At 49.9% G+C, this 23,521-nt stretch carries 21 protein-coding genes; 12 read left to right on the forward strand and 9 right to left on the reverse strand.

Annotated features, from left to right (window positions below):
- Positions 1 to 27: 27 nt before the first annotated feature.
- Positions 28 to 1,035, reverse strand: a complete 1,008-nt coding sequence (locus BN2762_RS04075) for a LacI family DNA-binding transcriptional regulator (RefSeq protein WP_055105747.1) — start codon at positions 1,033 to 1,035, stop codon at positions 28 to 30.
- A gap of 197 nt (positions 1,036 to 1,232) precedes the next feature.
- Here BN2762_RS04075 and BN2762_RS27205 point away from each other — a divergent pair, with 197 nt between their 5' ends.
- Together BN2762_RS27205 and BN2762_RS04080 are read left to right on the forward strand one after the other, a co-directional pair.
- Complete coding sequence (locus tag BN2762_RS27205; RefSeq protein WP_019635976.1) at positions 1,233 to 1,409, forward strand: hypothetical protein; 177 nt, start codon at positions 1,233 to 1,235, stop codon at positions 1,407 to 1,409.
- A gap of 118 nt (positions 1,410 to 1,527) precedes the next feature.
- Positions 1,528 to 1,899 carry a hypothetical protein gene (locus BN2762_RS04080; RefSeq protein ID WP_055105748.1) on the forward strand — a complete coding sequence of 124 codons (372 nt, stop codon included), beginning with the start codon at positions 1,528 to 1,530 and terminating at the stop codon, positions 1,897 to 1,899.
- Positions 1,900 to 1,988: 89 nt separating this feature from the next.
- On the opposite strand, the gene BN2762_RS04085 is transcribed toward BN2762_RS04080, so the two are convergent.
- The 3 genes from BN2762_RS04085 to BN2762_RS04095 are packed head-to-tail and all read right to left on the reverse strand — an operon-like array spanning position 1,989 to position 5,738.
- Positions 1,989 to 3,137 carry a Ger(x)C family spore germination protein gene (locus BN2762_RS04085; RefSeq protein ID WP_055105749.1) on the reverse strand — a complete coding sequence of 383 codons (1,149 nt, stop codon included), beginning with the start codon at positions 3,135 to 3,137 and terminating at the stop codon, positions 1,989 to 1,991.
- Positions 3,134 to 4,393, reverse strand: a complete 1,260-nt coding sequence (locus BN2762_RS04090; protein WP_055105750.1) for a hypothetical protein — start codon at positions 4,391 to 4,393, stop codon at positions 3,134 to 3,136. Before BN2762_RS04090 ends, BN2762_RS04085 begins: the two co-directional genes overlap by 4 nt.
- The gene (locus BN2762_RS04095; RefSeq protein WP_055105751.1) at positions 4,386 to 5,738 is read right to left on the reverse strand and encodes a spore germination protein; all 1,353 of its coding nucleotides are present in this window, start codon (positions 5,736 to 5,738) and stop codon (positions 4,386 to 4,388) included. Before BN2762_RS04095 ends, BN2762_RS04090 begins: the two co-directional genes overlap by 8 nt.
- A gap of 249 nt (positions 5,739 to 5,987) precedes the next feature.
- On the opposite strand from BN2762_RS04095, the gene BN2762_RS27480 reads away from it, so the two are divergent.
- The 7 genes from BN2762_RS27480 (at position 5,988) to BN2762_RS04135 (ending at position 12,381) form a co-directional block, all read left to right on the forward strand.
- Positions 5,988 to 6,302 (forward strand): hypothetical protein, encoded by a 315-nt coding sequence (locus BN2762_RS27480; protein WP_055105752.1) that lies wholly within the window; start codon positions 5,988 to 5,990, stop codon positions 6,300 to 6,302.
- Entirely contained in the window at positions 6,277 to 7,455 is a 1,179-nt protein-coding gene (locus BN2762_RS04105) for a spore germination protein (protein ID WP_055105753.1), read from the forward strand. The genes BN2762_RS27480 and BN2762_RS04105 overlap by 26 nt, the downstream gene beginning before the upstream one ends.
- A 9-nt stretch (positions 7,456 to 7,464) precedes the next feature.
- Positions 7,465 to 8,544 carry a GerAB/ArcD/ProY family transporter gene (locus BN2762_RS04110; RefSeq protein ID WP_074048562.1) on the forward strand — a complete coding sequence of 360 codons (1,080 nt, stop codon included), beginning with the start codon at positions 7,465 to 7,467 and terminating at the stop codon, positions 8,542 to 8,544.
- Positions 8,541 to 9,635 carry a Ger(x)C family spore germination protein gene (locus BN2762_RS04115; RefSeq protein ID WP_055105755.1) on the forward strand — a complete coding sequence of 365 codons (1,095 nt, stop codon included), beginning with the start codon at positions 8,541 to 8,543 and terminating at the stop codon, positions 9,633 to 9,635. The genes BN2762_RS04110 and BN2762_RS04115 overlap by 4 nt, the downstream gene beginning before the upstream one ends.
- Before the next feature lie 516 nt (positions 9,636 to 10,151).
- Positions 10,152 to 10,490 carry a L,D-transpeptidase gene (locus BN2762_RS04125; protein ID WP_055105757.1) on the forward strand — a complete coding sequence of 113 codons (339 nt, stop codon included), beginning with the start codon at positions 10,152 to 10,154 and terminating at the stop codon, positions 10,488 to 10,490.
- Between the two features lie 678 nt (positions 10,491 to 11,168).
- Positions 11,169 to 11,885 carry a threonine/serine exporter family protein gene (locus BN2762_RS04130; protein ID WP_055105966.1) on the forward strand — a complete coding sequence of 239 codons (717 nt, stop codon included), beginning with the start codon at positions 11,169 to 11,171 and terminating at the stop codon, positions 11,883 to 11,885.
- Between the two features lie 22 nt (positions 11,886 to 11,907).
- Positions 11,908 to 12,381: a threonine/serine exporter family protein gene (locus BN2762_RS04135; protein ID WP_055105758.1), complete on the forward strand. Its 474-nt coding sequence runs from the start codon at positions 11,908 to 11,910 to the stop codon at positions 12,379 to 12,381.
- Between the two features lie 407 nt (positions 12,382 to 12,788).
- On the opposite strand, the gene BN2762_RS26750 is transcribed toward BN2762_RS04135, so the two are convergent.
- Entirely contained in the window at positions 12,789 to 12,968 is a 180-nt protein-coding gene (locus tag BN2762_RS26750) for a hypothetical protein (RefSeq protein ID WP_019635966.1), read from the reverse strand.
- Positions 12,969 to 13,353: 385 nt separating this feature from the next.
- On the opposite strand from BN2762_RS26750, the gene BN2762_RS04140 reads away from it, so the two are divergent.
- The 3 genes from BN2762_RS04140 to BN2762_RS04150 all read left to right on the forward strand — a co-directional run bounded on the left by BN2762_RS04140 (position 13,354) and on the right by BN2762_RS04150 (position 15,621).
- A complete protein-coding gene (locus tag BN2762_RS04140; protein WP_055105759.1) occupies positions 13,354 to 14,013 on the forward strand; it encodes a LemA family protein in 660 nt (219 codons plus the stop codon).
- On the forward strand, positions 14,010 to 14,819 hold the full coding sequence (locus BN2762_RS04145; protein ID WP_055105760.1) for a TPM domain-containing protein: 810 nt from the start codon (positions 14,010 to 14,012) through the stop codon (positions 14,817 to 14,819). Before BN2762_RS04140 ends, BN2762_RS04145 begins: the two co-directional genes overlap by 4 nt.
- A 73-nt stretch (positions 14,820 to 14,892) precedes the next feature.
- Positions 14,893 to 15,621, forward strand: a complete 729-nt coding sequence (locus tag BN2762_RS04150) for an HAD family hydrolase (protein ID WP_055105761.1) — start codon at positions 14,893 to 14,895, stop codon at positions 15,619 to 15,621.
- A 586-nt stretch (positions 15,622 to 16,207) separates the two neighbouring features.
- Here BN2762_RS04150 and BN2762_RS04155 read toward each other — a convergent pair.
- From BN2762_RS04155 to BN2762_RS04170, 4 genes are all read right to left on the reverse strand, one after another.
- Positions 16,208 to 18,139, reverse strand: a complete 1,932-nt coding sequence (locus tag BN2762_RS04155; RefSeq protein WP_055105762.1) for a DUF2207 domain-containing protein — start codon at positions 18,137 to 18,139, stop codon at positions 16,208 to 16,210.
- Positions 18,140 to 18,444: 305 nt separating this feature from the next.
- Positions 18,445 to 19,794 carry a GH1 family beta-glucosidase gene (locus BN2762_RS04160; protein WP_055105763.1) on the reverse strand — a complete coding sequence of 450 codons (1,350 nt, stop codon included), beginning with the start codon at positions 19,792 to 19,794 and terminating at the stop codon, positions 18,445 to 18,447.
- Between the two features lie 156 nt (positions 19,795 to 19,950).
- Entirely contained in the window at positions 19,951 to 21,996 is a 2,046-nt protein-coding gene (locus BN2762_RS04165; RefSeq protein ID WP_055105764.1) for a beta-galactosidase, read from the reverse strand.
- Positions 21,997 to 22,189: 193 nt separating this feature from the next.
- Positions 22,190 to 23,488 (reverse strand): ABC transporter substrate-binding protein, encoded by a 1,299-nt coding sequence (locus tag BN2762_RS04170; protein WP_055105967.1) that lies wholly within the window; start codon positions 23,486 to 23,488, stop codon positions 22,190 to 22,192.
- Positions 23,489 to 23,521 lie beyond the last annotated feature (33 nt).

Here is a 23,521-nt window from a genome sequence, read left to right on the forward strand (position 1 = left end):
AAAAACAAGCCGGCCCAAGTAAGCTGGCTAACCAAATGGGCGGCATGAATCGCGTACAACCAGTTCGACCGGAAGCATATCCCGCTGTAATTCTTTATGGCCTTCTATCGAATAGATTAACATGTTAGCTGCCCTGCTGCCAAGTCCGTAGGTATTCTGGCGGATCGTCGTCAGCGCGGGCGTTAAATATTTCGCCATCTCAATGTCGTCGAAGCCGATGATGGAAATATCCTCAGGCACGGATATTCCATGCTCCCTCATGGCAATCATCGCGCCGACCGCCAGATTGTCACCGGCCGCGAATACGGCAGTGGGGCGGTCCTTCAGCTCAAGCAGCTGCTCCATCGCCTTATATCCGTTCTCCACGGTAAAATTGTAGCTGCCCTGCACAATAAATTCAGGCTTGACCGACAAGCCCCGGCGCTGCATCGCTTCAATGAAGCCCTGCACCCGCTGGACGCCGGCAAAGGAATGCCCGCCGCCAATATGGGCGATGGAGCGGTGTCCGAGTGAATATAAATAGTCGACAGCCAGCTCGCTTCCCAGAATATTGTCGGAATAAATCGTGCTGACATGCTCTGATTCCGAATCCAGCAGGATGCACGGAATGTCCGCTTCAATCAGTTCATGAAAATAAGGATCTGAATAGTCCGGGCCAATCACTACGATGCCGTCGACACCGCGTATTTTGCAATGCTCCAAATACCCGCTTGGCTTGCCCCCGATATCCTTCGTGATGAACATCAAATCATAGCCCTTCGAGGTTGCCACCTTCTTGAATCCTTCAATGACGCCGCCGAAATAAGGATGCAGAATACCGGCCCCTGACGAGTCATTGAACAATACGCCGATCGTCCAGGAACGCTTGGTCGTGAGCGACCGGGCATGAGCGTTAGGAACATAATCCAGCTGCTGTGCAGCCTCGAGGATTTTCCGGCGCGTCTTCTCGCTGACATCCGAGTAGCCATTGAACACCTTGGATACCGTGGTCGGCGAAAAACCGGTTAACTTGGCAATATCATAGATCGTAGTCAATCGTTTACTCATCTCCTGATATATTCATCCGAGCAGGTTCTCATACGGGGTCAAGCAAATTGTAGTCGGCACTGCCATATGAAGTCAATACAAATATGGAAATTCCGATTGTTTCAACCGCAGATGCGACGTTTAAAAATTACACAAGACATCAGAAATCCCCATTTTCCGATTTAAAGGATAAGGAGGTAAAGTCTATGTATGAGCCTCGAGAACGCAATGAAGTGAGCAATGTTGACGTAGAAAGAAGAGACATTCAGCAGAAATCCGAGCCCAGTATGGTTGCTTCGACTTTCATTAAATATGCGGCATATATCATTCTGTTCTTCGGCTTCCTGTACTTCCTCGTAAAATACGTGTTTCCTATGTTTTAGAACATTTGAGATTTTTCTTATAAATTTCCTTTGTATTTTGGATTTGCACAGCCAACTCCTCCGTTTGAATCCCGCCATTCGGGGCAAACTTCAACTAAAACAATGAGGAGGGATTATATTGCCAGAACATTCAATGCATTCAGAGCCTTCAGAACATTTGCAAAAGGCAGACAATCCGAAAACCAAGGCGGCTGATCATGAATATGAAAGGTACCAGGTGCTTAGAGAATACCGGCCGGAGAACGATATACCCGGCGATGATTTGCTTCCTCACGATACCCGAATTACCCAGGCTCTTAGCGAGGAGGATTCCCATTCTGCGGGGCCTGCGGAAAATATCCAGGATAGCAGTGATTTTCCAGATGTCCCGGATGCCGATGAAATCGCCGCGAACAGTCCAGTCGACCCTGCGGCACCCGACCCGGACGCCATGCCTGGCATCGACGTGCTGAACGGCTATAGCGGGGATGACGAGCCATCGCGCACCTGATTTTTTTTGGATTCTTACTGCAGGCATGCTGCCATAACATGACAATACCTCTCCGTCGCGGATTCGCGTGGAGAGGTATTATTATGGGACTAACGGATCATGCCGGAATACTGGATCCGTACATCAGCCTTAACGCTAAATTCCAGGTTCGGATACAGCTTTCTCCATTCCTCTTCTTCGGTCTCATTGTTCCAGCTTATGGCCCTGTATCTTAACCCCCAGCCAAGCGGATCTAATCCGGTTCCATGAATTTTGACGAGGAACTGCTTGATTTCCTTCTCCCACTGCTTGCTGGCCGCTTTGGAGACCTGCTCAAGAATCGGCCCCGTCGTCGTTACCGACTTGCTGTTATCCTCCAGGACAGCCCGGCCTCCGACCTTATATTGCACAATCATCTTGCCTTCCTCTGATTTGAGCAGCTTAAACTTGGCACGGGTCGTCTCCATATTGTAAGTGTAAATATTGTCGTCCAGTTCTACGTTGAAGCTGGTTCGCAGTCCCTGCGTCTTCAGCAGGTTGTACAACCGGGCCTCGTTTGCCGTCAGTTCGGCGCGTACTCTCTGTTTATCAAAAAGCATTGCTTTATTGATGACCAGAACATCCTCCTCCTCTTTTTCAACAAGCGGCAGGATGGGATCGGCTCCTATCTCTGACAGATGCCGCCGAAAATTATAGGAGTAAATGCTGACGATGAACGGTGATTCTGTCCCTTCCTTCCCCAAGCTTAAAATTAGGGCGTAAGCGGGGACTCGCTCGCTTATCATGCGAACACCCAGCACTTCCTTGGCAGTGGGTCTAGCCACGGCCACATGGCCTATCAATTGAATGTCCCTGCGCCTTGCAATCCAATCGCTCATCTCCCGGATATCCGTCTTGGCATATCCTTCTCCAAAGAGCAGTGTCTTGCAATGACTGAAATCCAGCTCCTTATCCACCTTGGATTTCAGCAAGCGAACCGCCTCCGGAATACTGTTTGAAATTTGCGAAACAATGATTGCTTCCTGACTTCTCTTCGTAGGGTCGCCTTCGGGTATAGCAAGCTTAAGGGAGACCTGAACCAAATGCTTCTTGCTCCCACCTCCTCCGCCTTCTCCTTGACCCTCCTTCTTCTCGACAGAATCAACCGCCAACCCTAGGACGAACGCCCTCCGGTCCACATCCTTGAATTGGCAGCCTGCAAGCAGCAGACTCAGCATAAACAGCAGAATCACGAGCATTAAGTTCAAACATTTTCTCATGCCCTCTTCTTCCTCCTCCAATAAGCAGCGAAGACCGATGCCACTAGCAGAAGCTCACCGGGTAAACGAACATAAAGGAACCACTGCCCAACCAGTTCCAGCTTTATCTGATCAAGAAAAATCCCCATTCCGAGCGTGGCCAGAACCATCGGTGCAAGAATCCACCAATCTCTATTCGAAGTGGTTCTATCCCTGCTCGATTTATTCGATTTATTCGATTTATTCGATTTATTCGATTTATTCGATTTGCTCGAATTACTCGATTTAGTTGAATTGCTTGAATCACTCGAATTGCTTGAACTGCTTGAACTGCTTGAACTATTCATACTGCTCGAACCGCTCGATGGATTTGATTTCTTCTTATCCTTTTTTTCAAAAAAGGACTTTATGAGCTCCAATGCAATATGCCAATGAATAACAGCGGTTACGAGCGATAGGGACAAATATGTAAAGTAGAATATGAACAGCACGCGCTCAACTACAAAAAATTCACTCCGGATTGAATCAGCCGTTGAAAACCAGCTATAAACCTGATGTTCTACTCCAATTGTACCGTGATAACCGATGGGTACCAGAAACGTGATAAGCAGAATCATCAATCCGGATACCGGGATCAGCCAAAGATGTCTAGGCTTCATGCTGTGAAAAGCCCGGTTGAAAATCGCCAGATTTACATACCCGGTAAAAATAAATGTGGCTCCCGCAATAGAACTATACTTCGGCATCGTCCATAAATGAGTAATGACCTCCATTACGGCATCCCAGCTTAAATACGGATTGAACAGCGCCTTGATAAGGATGTAAGTTACCAATGGTACATTGATGATAATGGTAATTTCCAGCGCATATAGGATCGATTCCGTTGTGAGACGGCTGCACAGGGTAACCAGCACCAGGTAGCCGATGATTGCATACAAGGGTGATAGATCCGGACTGATATACCGGAGGGTTATATCGACAAAGGATACTAGAGTAACAGCTCCGGATACATACCACAGAATGGCAAAAATACTGAGCAGCGGAATGGAAACCACCCGTGGAAAATCGGCATAGATCTGCGGCAGCCCTTCCCCGGGAAATCGGCTGATCAGCTTCGTAAATATGATCAGCAGCGTGCTCCCGATCACGACCGAAACAAAAATAGACATCAGCGCTCCCTCGAACCGATTGCCGGTCAATACGCGGGGAACGAAATTGATAATATTGATTAACGCATTGATCAGATACAGGTAATAGTAGTACCTTTCTTTAACCATTCTGCTTTTCTCCCTTGCCTTTACTGCCATCTAAAGCAAACATCTTTAAATATGGCTTCCCGAAGCTGCGCATGCCGGACAGATACATTACAACCCCTACCGTACTGACCACAATGCCGATCAAGCCAAATGTCGCCGCAAAAAAAATCAGAAAGTATTTGAGCACCCGAACTGTAAAAGCCATCATATTCAGAGGAATAACGAAGTTGGATATAGCTACGGCCGACACGATAATAATCATAATGTTACTAACCAGCCCCGCCTGAGTCGCCGCCTGGCCAAGAATAAGGCCTCCAACCGTCGTCGCTGTCGGACCGATGGCCTTCGGCAGCCGCAAGCTCGCCTCAATGAGAAATTCCATCATTAGAAGCATGAACACAACCTCGACAAAAGACGGGTAGGGAACTGCAGCACGGCTGCCGGCAATCAAAAGTGTTATTTGCACCTTTAATATTTCCGGGTTGTAGGAGGTAAAAGCAACATAGAAGGCCGGAAGAGTGACGGTGATGAACAAGCCAATATAACGAATCATTTTCATAAACCAGCCAACCAGGGGAAGTTGGATTTTATCGTCCATGGCGGTAAAGAAATCATTAAATACGCTTGGAGCAATTATCGCGTAACCCACGGTATTCATCAGTATGGCGATCTTGCCTTCCGACAGATTGAATACGACCCGGTCAGGCCTTTCCGTTACGATCGTAGTAGGAAAGATTCTATACTTGTGCTCACTAATGTACTTCTCCAGCTCGCCCGCCGACTGTAAAATATCCACCGAAACTTGGGACAGACGACTCTTAATTTCCTTCAGGACCTCCCCATCCACCCGCGTATCATCGTACATGATGGCTATAGTCGTTTTGGACACATTCCCGATCGTCATGGCATCGACCTTCAAATCCTTGGACTGATAACGGCGGCGAATCAAATTCATATTGATTTCGATATTCTCCGTCAATGCATCGTTCGGCCCTTGTACAATCGCTTCCGTAATGCTGGAGGTAATGCCGCTGTATTCTATTTTCATAGCATCGAATAAGTAGCTGCTGTCCTCAATCCGGATATAAATATAGCCCTTCAGGACAAACTCCATGATTTGCTGCTTATCCTGGGTCTCTTCGCAGCCGGGAAACGTGGATAAATACTTCTCGTACGCCTCGAGATCCATCTCATAGCTAGGCAGAACAATAAAACGGTTAACCGTATCCGAGTTAGTCAAGCTTCTCAAAAATATAATTTTTATATCCTGGGAATTTCCCAGGGATCTCTCCTCAAAGTCCATCAAGCCGCACAATTGCTTAGACAACCATTCATCCACCCGTTGTTCGGCAGGTTTCGTAGGCATATTGAATTTCCTTTCATCTGTACTTAGTCCACTTATTTTGGCAATCAACCGGATAAATCATACATTTTTCACTTGATTCCAACAGAAAAAAAGCCTGGCGTTCGGCTCGCCAGACCTGGTTCCCTTGCCTGCAGTCCCAAATCCGTTAAGAAGTATATCCATGAATGTATACTCCTCTTATTAATGTGTACACTAACCTCAACCCGTGGGAACCATAAATTCTGAAAATAAAGGTGTGAGGTGATGTAAATGTTTAAGAAGAATAAACGTAAAAAGTTATTAGATTCCCAAAAATCCTCTGCAAATCAATTGGACACTAAGCCAACCCTTGATCATACTCTGATGGAATTTGCTGAATGTGCAGATCTAACCACCCGAACTTATCCCGAAATCAAAGTCGACCTGGTATTCTTTGAGCATTTGGTAGACGATAGCAAGATAAACAATGATGTTTTTATTCCACTGGCTGAAGCGAATCAAGAGAATATAACCCGTATATTAAGTCAATCCCAGTATAAACCGGCTAAGGATTCCAGATTTGATCAAGGGTATCTTATCGGGTAATGTTGCTCTCTTTCATGAGAGTGACACTTATATTGTTGATGTTTATGGACCTGCAGCCCGTGCCATTGAACAATCGCAAACAGAAACAGTCATTACGGGGCCACACGATGCTTTTACGGAACAGGCTAACTCTAATTTATCGCTTATCCGCGAACGACTGAAAAGCTCGCATTTAAAAGTAATTAAGCTTGAAGTCGGCGAAGTTGCAAAATCTAATGCTTATATCCTGTACATAAAAGATATTGCCAATATGGATTACGTGAATGAGTTGGCTTCTAGAATCAAAGCCATGGAGATCGATACGGTTTACGATACGAATATGTTAATTCAATGTATTGATGATAATCCATCCTCCATCTTCCCGCAGTTTATTTCGACAGAAAGACCTGACACTGCCGTCTCTAAGCTATCCGATGGAAAGGTCCTCTGTTTTCTTGATGGAAGCCCTTCGATTGTTAGCGTTCCAGCTTCCTTTTTTGAATTTTTTACATCCTCCGATGACTACTACCAGCGGTGGGCTATAGGCAGTGCAACCCGATTATTACGGCTCGTCGCCTTCATTATTACTATCACCTTCACCGCTGTTTATGTCTCGATAACGACATTTCATTATGAGATGATACCGGAACACTTACTCTTATCCTTAACCGAATCACGGAACAGGGTTCCTTTTCCACCCTTGTATGAAGCTTTGCTTATGGAAACAACAATAGAATTATTAAGGGAAGCTGGCGCACGCTTGCCTACTAAAATCGGTCAAACGATCGGTATCGTTGGAGGTATCGTTATCGGCCAATCAGCCGTCCAGGCTGGCTTTACAAGTAATATCCTGGTCATCGCAGTAGCTTCCTCAGCCATCGCCTCTTTTGTTGTTCCAAACTACGTTATGAGCGCGTCGATTCGCTTAGTCCGGTTCGGTCTAATCATTCTGGCCGGCCTATTGGGGAACTTTGGACTTGCTGCAGGCATTGCTGCGGTGGTCATTCACTTAAGCGGGCTGACAAGTCTTGGATCATCCTACCTGTCTCCAGTAGCGCCGTTCCATAGCAGCGATTGGAAAGACGTGTTTATTCGGGCACCTTTCTCCCTCTTTACAAGAAGACCAAGCCAAAGCAAGTCTCCTAACAAGATACGCAACAAAATGCGGAAATAGGTGAATTTTATGAGAAATAAGCTCAGCTTCTTTCACACAACAATCATGATCTATATGTTTCAATCCGGGGTTGTTATCCTTAGCATGCCGCATATTCTGGCTTATTACTTTGGAACGAACGGCTGGCTGGCGGTTATCCTGATTTCATTAATCGTAAATGTGAACATTGGTTTTATTTTTCTGGTTTACCGGCTAGGCAAAGGCAGATCCGTTTTTGAAATTCTGGAGCAATCTGTTTCGAAAGTCATACTCTTCCCCCTCTATATTGCCCTGGCCATCCTTTGGACCGTCCTTGGTTCTCTGGTATCCAAGGATTATGTTCACATATTTCAATTATTTTCATTTCCTAATACGCCACCGATGCTGCTGACTGTTCTCATGGGCTTGCTAGCTCTAATGCTGCTTGTAAAAGGAATTTTTGTGATCGAAAGGGCTGCAACCATTTTTTTCTGGCTTATCATTTGGATGCTGTTATTGCTTTTTGCTTTCTCGTATGATTTTGAATGGGTTCGTTTAACTCCTTTTGTCTTTAAGGAAGGAGACAATTTTCTGCTAGGGGGATTGAACCTTTTAAAGGGGTTTCTCGGCTATGAATTAAGCTTGTTCTTGTTCCCTTATTCCGATAAGAGGACAAAATTGATACAAGCAGTAATTATTGCAAACGTCATGATCACATTGGTTTATTTCATCACCTGCTTTATTGCTTACGGGTTCTATAGCCTGAATCAGCTCAAAGGCGTTCTTTATCCCGTGATCGATATGATGTCTTACATCAAGTTTCCGTTCGTACAACGGGTTGAAAACTTATTTTATGGTTTTTTTATGTTCACGAACTTATTCTCAACAGTTGCATACGTGTGGGCAGCCAAAGAAGCTTGTCAGCGCGTTTTCAAAAAAGTCAAGCCGGGCATACTGGCGGTGGTTCTCATAATCATCGGCTTTTCTGCTATTGCTATTCCTGATGTAACTGGGGAGGTCAGGGAATGGCTGGCCTTTCTGGGCTTTTTCGAAATAGGCGTAGCATTTATATTACCTGTATTACTTATACTTGTACTAATTACACAACGAATAATGGGCGGTGCAAGATGAGCAAAAAAGGGGTTAGGATCGTTGCAGCTTTCCTAGTGATCATGATGATGGCCGGATGTGGGGATGAGCGTATTCTGGAAAGGCTTGGCTTTATCGAATCGCAAAGCTTTGATCTGCTCCCGAATGGGAAGTTGCGTATTACGTGCAGCATTCCAATTGCTGATCCCCAATCAGAACAAAACAGAAAGGTTATAGCTATTGACGCAGAAAGCAGTAAGGATGCCAAGTTAGAATTTAACAAGAAAACCAGCCTCACCCTTGTTAGCGGTCAATTGCGGAATCTCTTAATCAGCAAATCTGTTGCAGAGCAGGGATTATGGGACAAATTTGATACATTTGGAAGAGACCCCGCCATTTCCCCGCAAGTCAATATATCGATTGTAAATGGAAATGCTGGACATCTGCTGGAAAAGGACTATAAACAGCATCCCCCAACAGACAAATATGTCAATCGGTTATTAGGCAAGGAAGCAAGAGCGCACACTATACCAAAAATGACACTGTATGAATTTTCAAGGGATCTATTAGATGACGGGATTGATTCTATTGCTCCTATCATAAAAGAAGAAGAGGATAATATTACCCTAGATGGTATCGGCCTATTTATGGAAAGTAAATATGTGACTAAAATTGATACAGAGGAAGCTATTATCTTGGGATTTCTCCGAGGGAATCTCCAACGAAGCGCAATAGATGTCGAGCTTAAGAAAGGACAGCAGGTCATGTTCAACTCACTCACCTCAAAAAGAAAGGTTAAAGTAGAGCATGCTGATACAGAAAGAGCAAAGGTAGCGATTCATGTTCATCTAAAGGGATCTATTTTGGAATATACCGGACCGCTAAAACTGGATAATCCGAGTAACAGAAGAGAAATCGCGAAAACGGTCTCCGAGCATTTGACCGAAAGGGCTAATAAGATGGTGAAATTCATGCAAAAGCACCAGGTAGATAGCCTTGGAATCGGGCAGTATGTTAGAAACAGCTTGAGCCATAATGAATGGCAGTCGATGAACTGGAGAGATGTATACTCGAAGGCAGACATAAAATGTTATGTTCATATCAAAATCAGGAATATAGGAAAATCAAGCTAGTTGGCAGCATGTGGCCACCTGGTTGTAAAGCGAACGGGCCTGGGGCCAGGTTCACCGATCTTGAAGTAGATAGCCCGGGTAGCAGGACTCTGACTGCTGATGCAGATAGCCAGGCTAACGAGACTCTGACAGATCTGGCACCAGCCGAGTCTTTCCGCTTTCAATAAGAACTCCCCGCTATTTTTCCCGTGCCTGCCTTTCTTCACGCCACAGTCTACAGTACCTTCGCTAAAACACGGATCCTGCTGCTGCAAATTTATAGCCACTTCATCAGGCTCGCGGTAGCTGAATCCAGAGTATACACCCTCATTCCTTTATAACCTATTACAGTATTAGCATTGCGCGGTTTCAATTCGTTAGGTCACTTTCATAAGCTATTGGATAAAATATAATCGGTTCGCCGGACATTTGGCCTTATGCCGGAATATACATATCCTGTGTTCAGTGGAATCCTTTATTCCTTTCTATTTTCCTTGACGTGGAGTACTTCTTTCGTTCAAGCAGGAGGTATGAGATATGCCCAATTACCGGATTATTGTAGATTTATCAGACCGGCAGCTGCATTTGCTGGATGGAGATACCGTCGTGCGTTCTTTTCCCGTAGGAATTGGTAAAATGCTCACCCAGACCCCGACCGGAGATTATGCCATCATTAACAAGCAGAAAAACCCCGGCGGACCGTTCGGGGCATTCTGGATGGGCCTCTCCAAGCCCCATTACGGCATTCACGGCACGAACGATCCTTCGTCGATCGGCCACGAAGTATCCCATGGCTGCATTCGTATGTATAATCAGGACGTGCTGACCCTGTCTTCGCTCGTGCCGGTAGGAACAAGAGTGACGATTCGGCCCTAGGGAGGCCGTTAGATGGGGGGCCATTGTACGTAGCGTTAGCCGTGGCCTTTGTCAGACGGGCATTGATTCGCCACAGGACCGTGGCCATGGCAAGTTCGAGGACTTAGTGATACGGCCTTAGCAGCACGGATGCAGGGACGTCCATAGGGAAGCGACCATTGTGAGCCGCCATAGTGACGAGGCCATCTCCTAGGCTACCCTGCCAGCTCTGAAGCAATAATACCGATCACCGAACTGCAGAAGTAATCGTGATATAATGGACGCAGATAAGCCGGGGGGGTGAACTGGATGAATATCATGAGGAAACGTGCCAATCAGGAGACCGTTTACGGCCCATCCCTGCAAGAGAATGAAGCGGAGATAGAGCCAGGGAACTGCGTACGCTCGGGAATGAAGGTTAGCCCTGCCCTAAAGGCAGCTCTGCCTCTGCCAGCAAAAGGCTATGCTGGAGCAGACGCCGGAGGACAAGGTTCGAGCAGCCATGCCTTTGAAGATCATGAATTGGCGGTGCATGAGCACGTTGAAATTCACAGGCTAGGCTATGGCAAGATCGGGGTGCAGGGTCATGGCGAGACTGACGGACTTGAACACGGCGAGGCGACGTTGCATGGTAACAGCCAGCAGCCCGATCATAATCACTTTAAGCACGCCGATCAAGGTGCCAGAGAGCCTGACGAGCTGTGTCTCCTCGCCGGCAAAATCATGCTGCAAAGCGGAGCCGAAACCTACCGGGTCGAGGATACCATGACCCGCATGGCCGAGGCGATGGGCCTGAAAAGCTCGCACAGCTATGTCACCCCTACGGGAATCATGTTCCAGCCGAGCAGCTCGCAGTCAGCCAAGCTGATTCGTATCGTCGAACGGACAACCGATTTAGAGAAGATCGCCGCCGTCAATGATGTGTCGCGCAAGCTGGGCACCAAAGACATCACGCCTGCAGATGCCCATGCCCGGTTAATCGACATTGAAGGATCGAGGCATGAGTACCCGATGGTGCTGCAAATCGCCACGGCTGCAGTCGCCAGCGGCTGCTTCACCTATATGTTCCGTGGAGGCATGGCCGACATCCTTCCCGGTGTCCTGTGCGGCGGGGCCGGGTTCGCCATGTTCCTCGCGCTGCACCGTCTGATCAAGGTTAAATTTTTTGCGGAGTTCTCCGCCTCTTTTCTGATCGGACTGCTGGCCGTCGTCTTCGTCGCATTAGGAATTGGACAGGAGCTGGATAAAATTATTATCGGCTCGGTCATGCCGCTTGTACCCGGACTGTTGATCACGAACGCCGTCAGGGATCTGATGGCTGGTCATCTGGTTTCGGGCTTGTCCCGGGGAGCGGAGGCCTTCCTGACAGCCTTCGCCATCGGCGCGGGGATCGCCGTTGTTGTTACATTTTTCTAACCGGAAGGAAGGATTCTACGAGATGATATCGCCGCCATTTCTATCGCTCGCTTTGCATCTCTTGACGAGCTTCATCGCCTCCGCTGCCTTCGGCATTTTATTTAATGCCCCTAGAAGGCTGCTCCTGCAATGTGGGCTGGCCGGAATGATGGGCTGGGTCGCCTATGTCCTGCTTTCCCCGCCCCTGGATACCGTTTTTGCCACGGTTGCAGCAACGTTCATCGTCGGAGTCATCAGCCAAATACTCGCAAGAATATACAAGAAGCCTGTCATTCTCTTCAGCGTCTCCGGAATCATTCCGCTCGTACCTGGGGGGTTAGCTTATGATGCTATGCGCCAGTTCGTCGAAAGCGAATACAACCTCGCCGTCCAGCTTGCGGCCAAAGCATTTTTAATCTCGGGTTCTATCGCCATTGGACTTGTCCTGTCTGAAGTACTGAATCAGATGATATTCAAGCTCTCCAGGCGGCAGCGCATGGCCAAGCCCAGACAGTGACCTTTCTTCGAATATATACATACTTTAGGAAAAGAATGCTTCGACTATTAACCGGCCTGATCCATTCAAAAATCAATAGAGGATATGCACCGAGTGCATATCCTCTATTGTCGTCATACTTCGCATAACCATATTCACAAAGTTGAACTAACCTTATTCCTATATCCGCCTGATGGCTCATCGTCATCGTCCCTAGGCTAATTCAACTGGCTGGTTCTACGAAGGCAAAAACAAGCTGAATAGAATCTCGGCTGCGGCAGCAACAATTTTGAACGAAGGATCGTACAATTGGGCTCACTTAGCCGATCGCTACGCCAGTTTTGTACGAAAAATCGTACAACTTCGCAAAAACACTTCCCGCACGGCTTTTTGCCAAAACCTCAAATCCAACTTATCTAGTTCAATGTCTACAATGATTTCCCGCTTAGCTCGAATTCCGTCTGATGCAGCTCTTTAATCATTCGTCGGAGGAAATGACTCTCTTGATCCTTCAATCCATATTGGTTCTCCTTGGCGAGCATCTCACCTACCTGTCTCTTCAACAGCTCATTACGGCGCTCCAACACTTCATCATAAGCCAAGTTCAAGTCAACTCCTCTTTTGTATTTGAAAAACATCTCTAATTATAGAATGAAGCGGCCCGAAGAGAAACCGCGGTGAGCCAGTATCCACATAGTTATCAGGGGGTGAGGGGAATGCTCACGACCTCCGTACCCGGCGCTCGTAAACATCCTCCCAAATGCTCACGCATCATCCTCATTTCTCCCATTTCATGTAAAACACTCTATTTATCCACGGTAAAAACAGCTGCATTTTCGCCTTTCGAGCCTTTTTACGATCATCCCATGCTCATTCTCAAAAACCTTTTACGGTCACGCCCAAAGCTGATTCGCAAAAAATTGTTTAGTTTTTAGAAATAAAGCAAAGGGTATAAAGATAAATAATACCGACATGAACAGGAGGAAGAGATCAATGAATTTGAAGGGAAAAGGCTGCCTGATTCCCATCGCCATCATTGCGGCAATCGTCATTATCGGCATTGCCCTGTTCGCAGGAAATTACAACAAGTTCATGGCTTCCGAGGAAACGGTAAACCAGCAGTGGAGCAAAATCGACGTACAGCTGCAGCGGAGATACGACCTCATTCCCAATCTGGTCAATACCGTCAAAGGCTACGCCAAGCATGAAAAAGAAGTAATCCAAGCGGTATCCGACGCCCGGGCTGCGCTGGGCGGAGCGCGCACGCCCGATGAACTGGCCGCCGCGGATCAGCAGCTCCAGGGCGCACTAAGCCGCCTGCTCGTCGTCGTGGAGAACTACCCGACGCTGAAGGCGGATGCCCAGTTCACCCAGCTGATGGATGAGCTGGCCGGAACGGAGAACCGGATCGCGGTAGCCCGCAGCGACTATAACAATGCGGTCGCCGAGTACAACAAGCTGATCCGGCGCTTTCCCGGGACGATCATCGCACGGATGATGGGATTCAATGAGAAGCGGTATTTTGAGACGACACCGGAATCCAGAACGAATCCGGAGGTCGATTTCGGCACGGATGAGACATCGCGGCATCCGGCAATGCCGGCAGCACGTCCTTCAGTCGGCTGGCTTCAGCCAGAAGGGGATTGGGCATGAGCCCTGCGGCCTGCCGAAGACGATTCATCCGTGGCTTGCTCCCGCTTCTCATCCTGACGTTATCCGTATTTGCGTCCCTGGCGCCCAGCGCCTCGGCCGTTCCGAAAATTCCCGAGCCTCGAGGGGATATTTATGTACAGGATTTCGAGCAGCTCCTGACGACCGAGCAGACCCGGTACCTCCTGGCTCTCGGCAGGGCGCTCGAAGATCGCACGAAGGCTCAAATCGCCGTGCTGACTGTGCCCTCCTTGGGGGATGAGCCCATCGAGGAATATGCGCTTCAGGCACTGCGGACTTATAAGCTAGGCGATGCCAAGCTGAATAACGGCGTCCTCCTGCTCGTCTCCCTGGGCGACGGCCAGCCCGGCAGCCGGCAGGTCCGGATTGAGGTCGGCTACGGCCTGGAGGGCGCGCTGCCCGATGGCAAAACCGGACGAATCCTCGACCAGGTGACCATCCCCTATATCGTGAATCAGCAGCCGGGGCAAGGCATCGTCGAAACATACAAAGTCCTGTATAACGAGGTCGCCAAGGAATACGGCGTGGAGCAGGAGCTGAATCCTCAGGAAGTAGCCCTGCCTGCCCCGGCCGATTCGAAGGAGGGCGGCGGCCTGTCCCTGCTTTGGGTCATCATCATTGCAGTGTTCATCATGATCGACATCGTGTTCTTCCGCGGCATGTTTACCATGCTGCTTCTGTCCATCCTCGGCCGTGGCGGCGGCTTCCGCGGCGGCGGGGGAGGAGGAGGTTATCGCGGCGGCGGCGGGGGATCCTCCGGCGGCGGCGGGGCCAGCCGCAGATTTTAGTCCGGTTCTTCTCCGATAAAGCGGTATAATAGTTATCAAACGGACTATTTACGCAAGGGAGAGAACTGTATTCATGACATCTACTACGCGGCGGCGGGCCGTATTCTTCGATCTTGACGATACGCTGTATGATCACCTTATTCCTTTTCGTGCTGCGCTCATTAACCTCTTGGGCACGAAGGAGGGCTTTCCTTACGAACAGGCTTATCACCGGATGCGTTACTACAGCGACGCTCTGTCTGCCGAGCTTGGCGGGACGCCGACACATGGCGAGGAGCTGCATCAGATGCGGCGGCAGCGCTTCCGGCTCGCTTTGGCTGAATTCGGCCTCTCAATTACGCCAGAGCAAGCGCAGGCTGTACAGGAGGAGTACCTCAGCCTGCAGTATGCGATCGAACTGTTCGACGGCGTGGAGGAGCTGATCACGGAGCTGAAGGCCAGAAACTTCGTTGTCGGCATCATTACGAATGGCCCGCCCGATCATCAAATGAACAAGGTCAATGCCCTGGCCCTGACCAGGCTCATTCCTGAAAAACTGATTTATATATCCGGAGCCGTCGGCTTCACCAAGCCGGACAAGCGCCTCTTCAGTCACGTGACCGAGCAGTTAAGCTTGGCTCCGGAGAATTGCTGCTACATCGGCGACTCTTGGCGCAATGACGTCGTGGGCGCGCTCGATGCGGGCTGGAAGGTACTGTGGTTCAATCATCGCAGCGTCAAGCCCGAATCGGAGCATCAGCCACACCATGAAGTGACCGGTTATCCGGAAATTTCCAAGGTGCTGCTGTCAGATTACCTATAAAAACCTTCTCAACAGAAAAAGGGCGCCCCGCAGTCTGTTTTCAATGACTTTCTGGACAGCCCACTTTTTCATAGGCTTGGCTTGGTAATGCTAATGGACCTGGGTTCCGCTATTCGCCGAAAATACCTGCAAAATCGAAATTAACGGACATAGGGTTCTCTATATCGCTAATATGGAGTGTAAATGAGATGATTGACACCTAATAAGGGCTCCTCTGTCCGTTAGCAGATGTGAAAAAAGGAGTATCACCACAATAGCTGATCTCATGTCCGTTAGCAGTTCCTAAGCCCCTCGGCGTCACGCAACTATTCAGCCTTTCGGTACATCAAACCTCTCGGAAACAGGGTAATCCAGCTTTCAGCTTTTCAGCATTCAGCATTCAGTATTCAGTTACCGATACCACGACTGTAGCGTGCTATTTTTTTACCCATAATTACTTAGCTAATGTCCAGATATCCCCAACTCCTCAGCCCCACAGTTACTCGATACGCCTCTTATTTAATGAAGACCCATCGAACGAAAGGTTCTAGCAAGAAGCGCTTTTCAATGCCGTCCTCGTTCTGTAAATCGCGTTCCATCGCTTTTCCTAGAAAGCTCCGGTTCCTCCCCCGTCCCCTCCTCCTCCGCCTCCGCCGCCGGAATAGCTGCTGCTTCCGGATGAAGTGTCGGGCGGCCTATAGGCAATCGCCTTCTGGGTATAGACCAGGCCCTCAAGCGCGGACAGGCTGAACCGCGACGCGACCAATTGCAATGCTTCGTCGCCGGAGCGGCGCTTCATCGCCTTCAGAAGCTGCGGCCCCGCATCCAGTACGAGCGCGAATTCAGCGAGTCTGAGACCGGATTCCGTATCGTAGCGAAGTGCCCCTTTCGAATACCACTTTCCACGTTTCAGCCGCCTGCGCCAATAACGAAGACCAGCGTGAAACTTCCAGCCCTCCAGCGTCAAAGTATAGGGGCGCAGAATAAGCGAGAGTATAAATGTAATGACGATCAGCACGGCATACGTGGTTGTGGCAGAGCTGTCGTATAGAAATCCTGCCGCTGCAAAGCAGCCGAAATAATACAATCCAGAAAGCCATCTCTTCTTCGGATAAGCAAGCGCAAATCCGGCCAGCGTTCCAAGAATCAGAAAAGCCCAGATGATATCCGAGGTCTTCGAGACGTCCAGGATAAACAGGACAAGGATCGTCATGAAATGAATGAGGATCATGGCCGGCTTCATGGCCCGCTGTAAGCGGTTCGGGTAAACATACGCATGATAATCCTCTCTGAGATCCAGATGCGCACGCCATTTGTTAAAATCGGCGTGAAGGCGTTCGGACAGGCGCCGATACCGCTTCAACTCATTGGCATCCTTCTTCTCCTTCCGCGTAGGACCGGTAAACCGCTCGGTCTCCAGCTTTTTGCCATAGAAGAACTTATCCAGGAAAAACCTCTCCGTTTCGTTTAAGGCCGAGCGCCTTCCCGTGAAGACGAACTCCGGCAGGATGTCAGGCGCCTTCTTGTCTTCCAGCAGCCGCCTTGGGGCCTGCCTTTCCTCCATTGCCACAAGCCCTTGGTGCCGCAGCGAGAATACGCCGGCAAAAATGTCCCGCATTTTCAGCCGCCCTTTACGGTAAATATATACCGCCAGCAGCGGATCGATCTCCTCCAGCTTACCGGGAGCTATTCTGCTTCGCAGCAGCCATCCCGCAACCCTTCGGAAGGGCAAAATTTGCAGCCCCAGCAATAGAAGGGCTCCATATGCCAGCAGCTTCAGCACACCGTCAGCGATGGCCAGATGCTCCGTCCGCTTGTCCAATCGCTGCTCACGTTCCCATTCCTCCGTCAAAGCCGCCTCCAGAGGAAGCGTCTCCGCTCGCACCGCCTGCTCGCCGATCCATTCCGCCGGAAAGAGTACTCTTAAGCGGGCCGTGCCGTTCTGATCGAGATGAGCATTGAAGTAGCGGAGGTAGGGGGCCCCCCCGTGGTCTCCAGACTGCATCGCAACCTGTCCGCCCGTCCGGTCGTGCAGGAAATAATGAATGCGGCTCTCGTCATACGGCTCCTGAAGCTGCAGGTCGACCGTCACGTTATAGATATCGTCATTGTTGTTCTTGAAGAAGCTCCACGACAGGTCGCCTGTGTCTGCATAGCGTGCAGCGGCCCCCTTGATCCGGTACCGGTAATAAACCCGTTTCGTCTCATCCGAGGAAGGCGCATGGATATAATAAGTATCGTTATCCTTATTAAAGTCTACAGCTAGACGCTGTAAATTGTCGTATGTAAAGTCTTCGAAATGCTTTCCCTCCGACGGAATATACGCCTCAAAAAACTCGATCCCCTCATGTCCCTTGGGCTCAACATACCGCGTCATGCCGTTCCAGCTGCTCTCAAACCGGTAGGTGAACAGCTCCTGTATAAACAGATCGCCATCCGGCATAATTCTCGCCGCCACGTCCACCCGCTCTATCGTAAATCTCTTATTGTCCCCGCAGCCCGCCAGCATCACAATGCTGAGCGCCAGCAAAAGCCACATCCATCTCCTCATGCTGTCACCTCGAATATTAAATCTTCAAACTATTATAAACGAATTTAAATATAAAAAAATAAGACCATAGAATTGTTCAGCTCCTATGAACGCCAGCAAGCCCGCTCCCTGGCTAACCAGAGGCGGGCTTGCTTCACAACTCTCGCTATGAACATGTAACTTCTAAAATCCGGGATGTTGTTTAAATTACTGTCTCACAAACAGGGCCAGTCCCGGGCGGAATTCATAGTTCCACTGCTAACATATCTACCGTTACACCACCTTTGCCCTCAACCTCCTATGAGCGGTGCGGATTAACGGCTCTCTATCTCGAGCCAGTTTTTGCGGATCAGCTTCTGATACCAATAATAGCTCTCTTTCGGCGTGCGGACCTGCGTTCTGTAATCTACATGGATTAGACCAAAGCGGCAGGAGTACCCGAATGCCCATTCGAAGTTGTCCATCAGCGACCAGGTGAGATAGCCTTTCAAATTCACGCCCGATTCGATCGCGCGGCCCAGCTCGGCAACATGGCTCTCCAGAAATTTGATGCGGCGGACGTCGTTTACTTTTCCATCCACCACTTCGTCATTGTAGCAGGCGCCGTTCTCGGTAATATAAATCGGAATCGGCCCGAACTGCTCGGTCAGCCAGCTCAAGGTCAAATACAGGCCTTCCGGGAAAATAAACCAGCCTTTATCCGATTTGTCGTATCCAAGATCGACATGCTCCAGATCCAAGTAGTTGTTGCCTTCCTTATGACGCACAATATTGCCGCCGTAGAAATTCAGGCCAAGGAAATCTATTTTCTGCGAAATGATCTCCATGTCCCCAGGCTCCATGACAGGCTCGGCGCCCTTCGTTTTGATCCAGGCTGCCATTTCCTCCGGATATTTGCCTGTAAATACGGGAGTTACGAACCAGGTATAGATAGTAAACGCCCGATAAGCCGCGTCGATATCCTCCTGCTTGCGAGAGAACGGCTCGTACCAGTAAATATCCGGCGCATAACCGATCTCGCCCGCTGTCCCGAGCTCACGGAATTTCGCTACCGTCTTGCCATGCGCGACCAGCAAATGGTGGCCGACCTGGATGGCCGATTGCCAATTCATAATGCATGGGGCATGTCTGCCGAGCAAATGGCCGTTAATCGCGGTACACCAGGGCTCATTGAACGTCATCCAATGCTTGATCAGGCCATCGAACTCGCGGAACATCGTTTCGGCGAACATGACGAAGGCATCGATCGTCTCCCTGTTCTCCCATCCGCCCTTCTCCTGCAGCGCCTGCGGCAGCTCCCAATGGTACAGCGTGCAGAAAGGCTCAATTCCGTTCTCGAGCAGCTTGTTCACCATGCGCTTGTAATGCTCGATTCCCTTGCGGTTGACTTCGCCGAAGCCATTCGGGTAAATGCGCGGCCACGATACCGAGAAACGGTAGGCTTTCACGCCCAGCTCTTTCATGAGCTGGATGTCTTCCTCGTACCGGTTATAGCTGTCGCAGGCGATGCTGGCGTCATCGCCTTGATAGATTTTGCCGGGCGTTGCCGCCATAACGTCCCAGATGCTCGGCCCGCGGCCGTCCTTATCCAAGGAGCCTTCGATCTGATAAGCCGAAGTAGACACGCCCCAGATGAAGTTTTCCGGAAATGGTATAATGGTCATCGTAAATTCCCCCTGCCAAATTAATAGATTTAAATTTGTATTTAAAATATATTGCTGTCTCCTTGATCATATATCGATCAGTCTGTAACTTATACTAGATAAACCCCAGGCCGCCGTAAAGGCGAATAAATCAAGTTTCAGGTATGATTTCTTCAGCTAAAGCGGCAGCTCCAATATATCGATGCCGTAAGGCTCCAGGCTCAGCGTCTCCTCCCGTTTCCTGCCGTACAGCACGCTGTGGAAGGCTCCTGGCAATGTTACTTGATGCGGCTGACGGCTCAGGTTCAGCACGAACAGATAGGCCGCGGTATTCATGGTACTCACATGATTCGCAGTGTTCATAGTGTTCGCGGTATTCCCGCTGCGCACCGCAATCTGCACGCCCTCCGGCAATCCTGGAAACATGAGCATTCCGTGCGACTTTGCCTCTTTTTCGAACAATTCCAGCAAATAAGCTTCCTCCAAATGCGTGCCGAGATAATACACGCGCCCCCCGCCGAAGGAATTCACCGTCGCAGCCGGCACACCGCTGTAGAAATCCTCAGCATACCAAGCGATCGCTTCAGCCCCCTGCAGACTTAAAATATCGCACCACTGCGAGCCATGGAAGGAGCGTCCCTCCGCATTCACCACCCTATGCCTGTCGTGCCCGATTGGATCGTACTCCTCCACCCGGACGCCCGTGCATTCCGCGAGCAATCCGGGCAGCGGCAGCATGACTGCTTGGTTGTTCATATGCTTCACGCCCGAGCGGCTCGTGACGATCACCGTGCCCCCGGCGGCAGCAAAACGCTCCAGGGAGGCCGCGGCCTCCTCACTCAGCAGATAGAAGCTTGGAGCGATTACGAGCTTATAGCCGTCCAGAGGCTGGGTCCATTCGATAACATCGCAGCCGATGCCCAGCTTCGTCAGTGCGCGGTGATAATCCTTCACATTCTCGTAGTAGTCCATGCCTTCGACCTGAGGCTGAATGCGAAGGGCTTCAAGCTGTTCATGCGACAGCAGTATCGCCGCCTCATGCCTCAGTACTGTCCCCTGCAGCTTGCCGGATAAAGCGTTAACCTCTCCGCAAAGCTCGGCAAACTCAGAGAACCGCCGCCCGGGTACATTGCCGGGATCGATCAGGCCGTGCCAGAACTGCTCGGCCCCCATGGCCGCGGTACGCCACCGGAAATGCACGACTGTGTCGGCTCCCTTGGCGATCGCCTGCCAGGAGAATGCCCGGATAAATCCCGGATACGGCGCCCGCCACGTCGGAAACCAGCAGCCCGGCGAACCGCTCAGCTGCTCCATAATCCAGAAATTCCGCCGCTTGATCCCGCGGGTGACATCCAGGGCCAGCGCTCCGCTGTACGGTCCGGTCGACTGCTTGTCCGGTGCTGTATTCGGATAATAATCGAAGGAGGCGAAATCCAAGTCGGCACCCGCCTGATACAGATTCAGCCTCTGCGGATACGTATGGAAATTATGGGTCACGAAATGGCCTGGGCAGTTTCTGCGAATAATATCTATCTGACTCCGCTGGAATTCCTCTATAGAGTCCCATTGAAACCGGGCAAAATCCAGCAGATAGGACGGGTTCTGATGCCTGGAGCCTCCATAGGGCACGCCGACCTGCGACCAGTCGCTGTATTCCCCGCTCCAGACGACCGTGCCCCATTCGCGGTTCACCGCTTCGAGCGTGCCATATTTTTGCTTGACCCATTCCCGGAATTGATCATTGCAGGCATCGCAATGGCAATCGATCACCCAGTACTCGTTATCCGTCTGCCAGCCAATGACCGCCGGATGACGGCCATAACGCTGCGTCATCTCTTCGATGATCCGCGAGCCGTAGACCCGCAGCGACTCGCTGTTGTAGCAGCGGTGGCCCCTCACGCCCGGGTAAGTGATGCTGCCATCCGCATTTCGCGGCAGGATATCGGGCCTCAGCTCGGTCAGCCAGCGGGGCGGCGTATTGGTCGGCGTACAAAGGACGACGCAAATATCATATTTATGGAACAGATTAATCGCCTGATCGAGCCATTCGAAATGATATACCCCCGAGCTGCTCTCCATTCGGCTCCAGGCAAACTCCGCCAGCCGAACGACCCGCACGCCCGTTGCCCTCATCAGCTGAATATCCTCCTCCCAGCGGGAAGGGTCCCAATGCTCCGGATAATAAACGACGCCGATTTGCACTTGATTCGCATACTTGTTCATGGCAATAACTCCTTTGACCCTGTTTTGACTCTGATTGCCCAAATCCGACCCTGATTTAACGCTGATTTGATTCTGATCTGATTTAGGCCTAAGCGAAAAGGCTGCTCCTTCGCTCATCCATATCGAACAAGTCTAAGAAGCAGCCTATTTCACTTTCCTATGGTCAACCAATATATCCGTGCGCCAGGATGGGCTATTTCAATTTATCCCAAGCCGCCTGCATGTTCTCCGTCCAGGACTTGATGTCGCTCTTTCCGGCGATGAATTGCTGGATCACACTGCCGAACTCTTGAGCTACGCCATCCGGGTATTTGCCCGCCTGATGCAGAATGATTTTATCTTCTTGGATGTAGTTCCACAGATCCGCCGCGATCGCGCCCATATCCTCTGGCGTCGACTGGATGCTCCTCATCGTGGGGATAAATTTAAATTTCTTCACGATATATTCTTTGCCAATGTCAGAGGTCACGAGCCAGTTCAAGAAAATTTTCGCTTCTTCTTTGGCATCGGAATCCTTGTTCACAACCAGGTTCACAGGCACCCCAATCGTTACCTTGCCCGTTTGCTCCGCATTATCGCTTACAGGCATCGGCAGAACGCCAATGTTCATGTTCGGATTAATTCCGTCGATCATCGTCTGCGCCCAGTTGCCCTCTTGCATCATCGCTGCTTCCCCGTTGGCGAACATCGTGACTTGCGTATTATAGTCCGTAGTCAGCGGGTTCTTGTTGCCATAGTCCACCGTAAGCTGCATCAGGCGCGCCCAGTTCTCAAATTTCTCATTGCCCACGATAGAAGCCGTGCCTTGGTTAAGCCCGTTGATGAAGCCATCGATATCATCCTGGTTGGCGAAGGCCACGCTGATGCCTTGGCTGCCGACAAGCCACCATTCCTGATAAGCGTTGGCAAACGGCGTAATACCTGCCGCTTTCAATTTCTTGGCTGCATGTTCCAGCTCGGTATACGTTCTTGGCGGAACGGTAATCCCTACTTGTTGGAACAGGTCCTTGTTATAGATAAATCCAAAGCCTTCAAGAGCTAGCGGCATACCGTAGACCTTGCCATCTTTTGTAATCGGTTCGGCAGCCAGCGGAACCAGATCCTGTACCCATGGCTGGTCGGACAAATCCTCAACCTTATCCAGCCACATATCTAGTTTCGAATAACCGTTGTTGGAGAAAATATCCGGGGCGTCGCCGGAAGCGAATTTCGTCTTCAGCGCCGCATCATAGTCAGCGCCGCCGCCAACCGTCTGAATGTCCAGCTTGATGTTCGGATACTCTTTCTCAAATTCTACCTTCAGTTCATTAAGTCCTTCCACAATTTCCGTTTTAAATTGGAAAATGGTGACTGTCTTTTGCTCCTGGCTGCCGCTGCCTTCGCCACCGTTTGCACTGCCGTTATCAGCAGCTTTGTTGCTGCTTCCGCCGCAGGCTGACAGGATGACGGACAGAATCATGAGCGCGGATAGTAAGACAACGTATTTTTTCATCTTCATGGCCATGTTCCCCCTTGATCTATGCGA

It is taken from the genome of Paenibacillus ihumii (genome assembly GCF_001403875.1).
GTDB classification, from domain to species: domain Bacteria; phylum Bacillota; class Bacilli; order Paenibacillales; family Paenibacillaceae; genus Fontibacillus; species Fontibacillus ihumii.

What these genes read in the sequence shown, in the direction of transcription:
- BN2762_RS27205 (WP_019635976.1), top strand. Translation starts at nt 1,233, where the DNA reads ATGTATGAGCCTCGAGAACGCAATGAAGTGAGCAATGTTGACGTAGAA.
- BN2762_RS04085 (WP_055105749.1), bottom strand. Translation starts at nt 3,137, where the DNA reads ATGAGAAAATGTTTGAACTTAATGCTCGTGATTCTGCTGTTTATGCTG.
- BN2762_RS04090 (WP_055105750.1), bottom strand. Translation starts at nt 4,393, where the DNA reads ATGGTTAAAGAAAGGTACTACTATTACCTGTATCTGATCAATGCGTTA.
- BN2762_RS04095 (WP_055105751.1), bottom strand. Translation starts at nt 5,738, where the DNA reads ATGCCTACGAAACCTGCCGAACAACGGGTGGATGAATGGTTGTCTAAG.
- BN2762_RS27480 (WP_055105752.1), top strand. Translation starts at nt 5,988, where the DNA reads ATGTTTAAGAAGAATAAACGTAAAAAGTTATTAGATTCCCAAAAATCC.
- BN2762_RS04110 (WP_074048562.1), top strand. Translation starts at nt 7,465, where the DNA reads ATGAGAAATAAGCTCAGCTTCTTTCACACAACAATCATGATCTATATG.
- BN2762_RS04115 (WP_055105755.1), top strand. Translation starts at nt 8,541, where the DNA reads ATGAGCAAAAAAGGGGTTAGGATCGTTGCAGCTTTCCTAGTGATCATG.
- BN2762_RS04125 (WP_055105757.1), top strand. Translation starts at nt 10,152, where the DNA reads ATGCCCAATTACCGGATTATTGTAGATTTATCAGACCGGCAGCTGCAT.
- BN2762_RS04135 (WP_055105758.1), top strand. Translation starts at nt 11,908, where the DNA reads ATGATATCGCCGCCATTTCTATCGCTCGCTTTGCATCTCTTGACGAGC.
- BN2762_RS04140 (WP_055105759.1), top strand. Translation starts at nt 13,354, where the DNA reads ATGAATTTGAAGGGAAAAGGCTGCCTGATTCCCATCGCCATCATTGCG.
- BN2762_RS04145 (WP_055105760.1), top strand. Translation starts at nt 14,010, where the DNA reads ATGAGCCCTGCGGCCTGCCGAAGACGATTCATCCGTGGCTTGCTCCCG.
- BN2762_RS04150 (WP_055105761.1), top strand. Translation starts at nt 14,893, where the DNA reads ATGACATCTACTACGCGGCGGCGGGCCGTATTCTTCGATCTTGACGAT.
- BN2762_RS04155 (WP_055105762.1), bottom strand. Translation starts at nt 18,139, where the DNA reads ATGTGGCTTTTGCTGGCGCTCAGCATTGTGATGCTGGCGGGCTGCGGG.
- BN2762_RS04160 (WP_055105763.1), bottom strand. Translation starts at nt 19,794, where the DNA reads ATGACCATTATACCATTTCCGGAAAACTTCATCTGGGGCGTGTCTACT.
- BN2762_RS04165 (WP_055105764.1), bottom strand. Translation starts at nt 21,996, where the DNA reads ATGAACAAGTATGCGAATCAAGTGCAAATCGGCGTCGTTTATTATCCG.
- BN2762_RS04170 (WP_055105967.1), bottom strand. Translation starts at nt 23,488, where the DNA reads ATGAAAAAATACGTTGTCTTACTATCCGCGCTCATGATTCTGTCCGTC.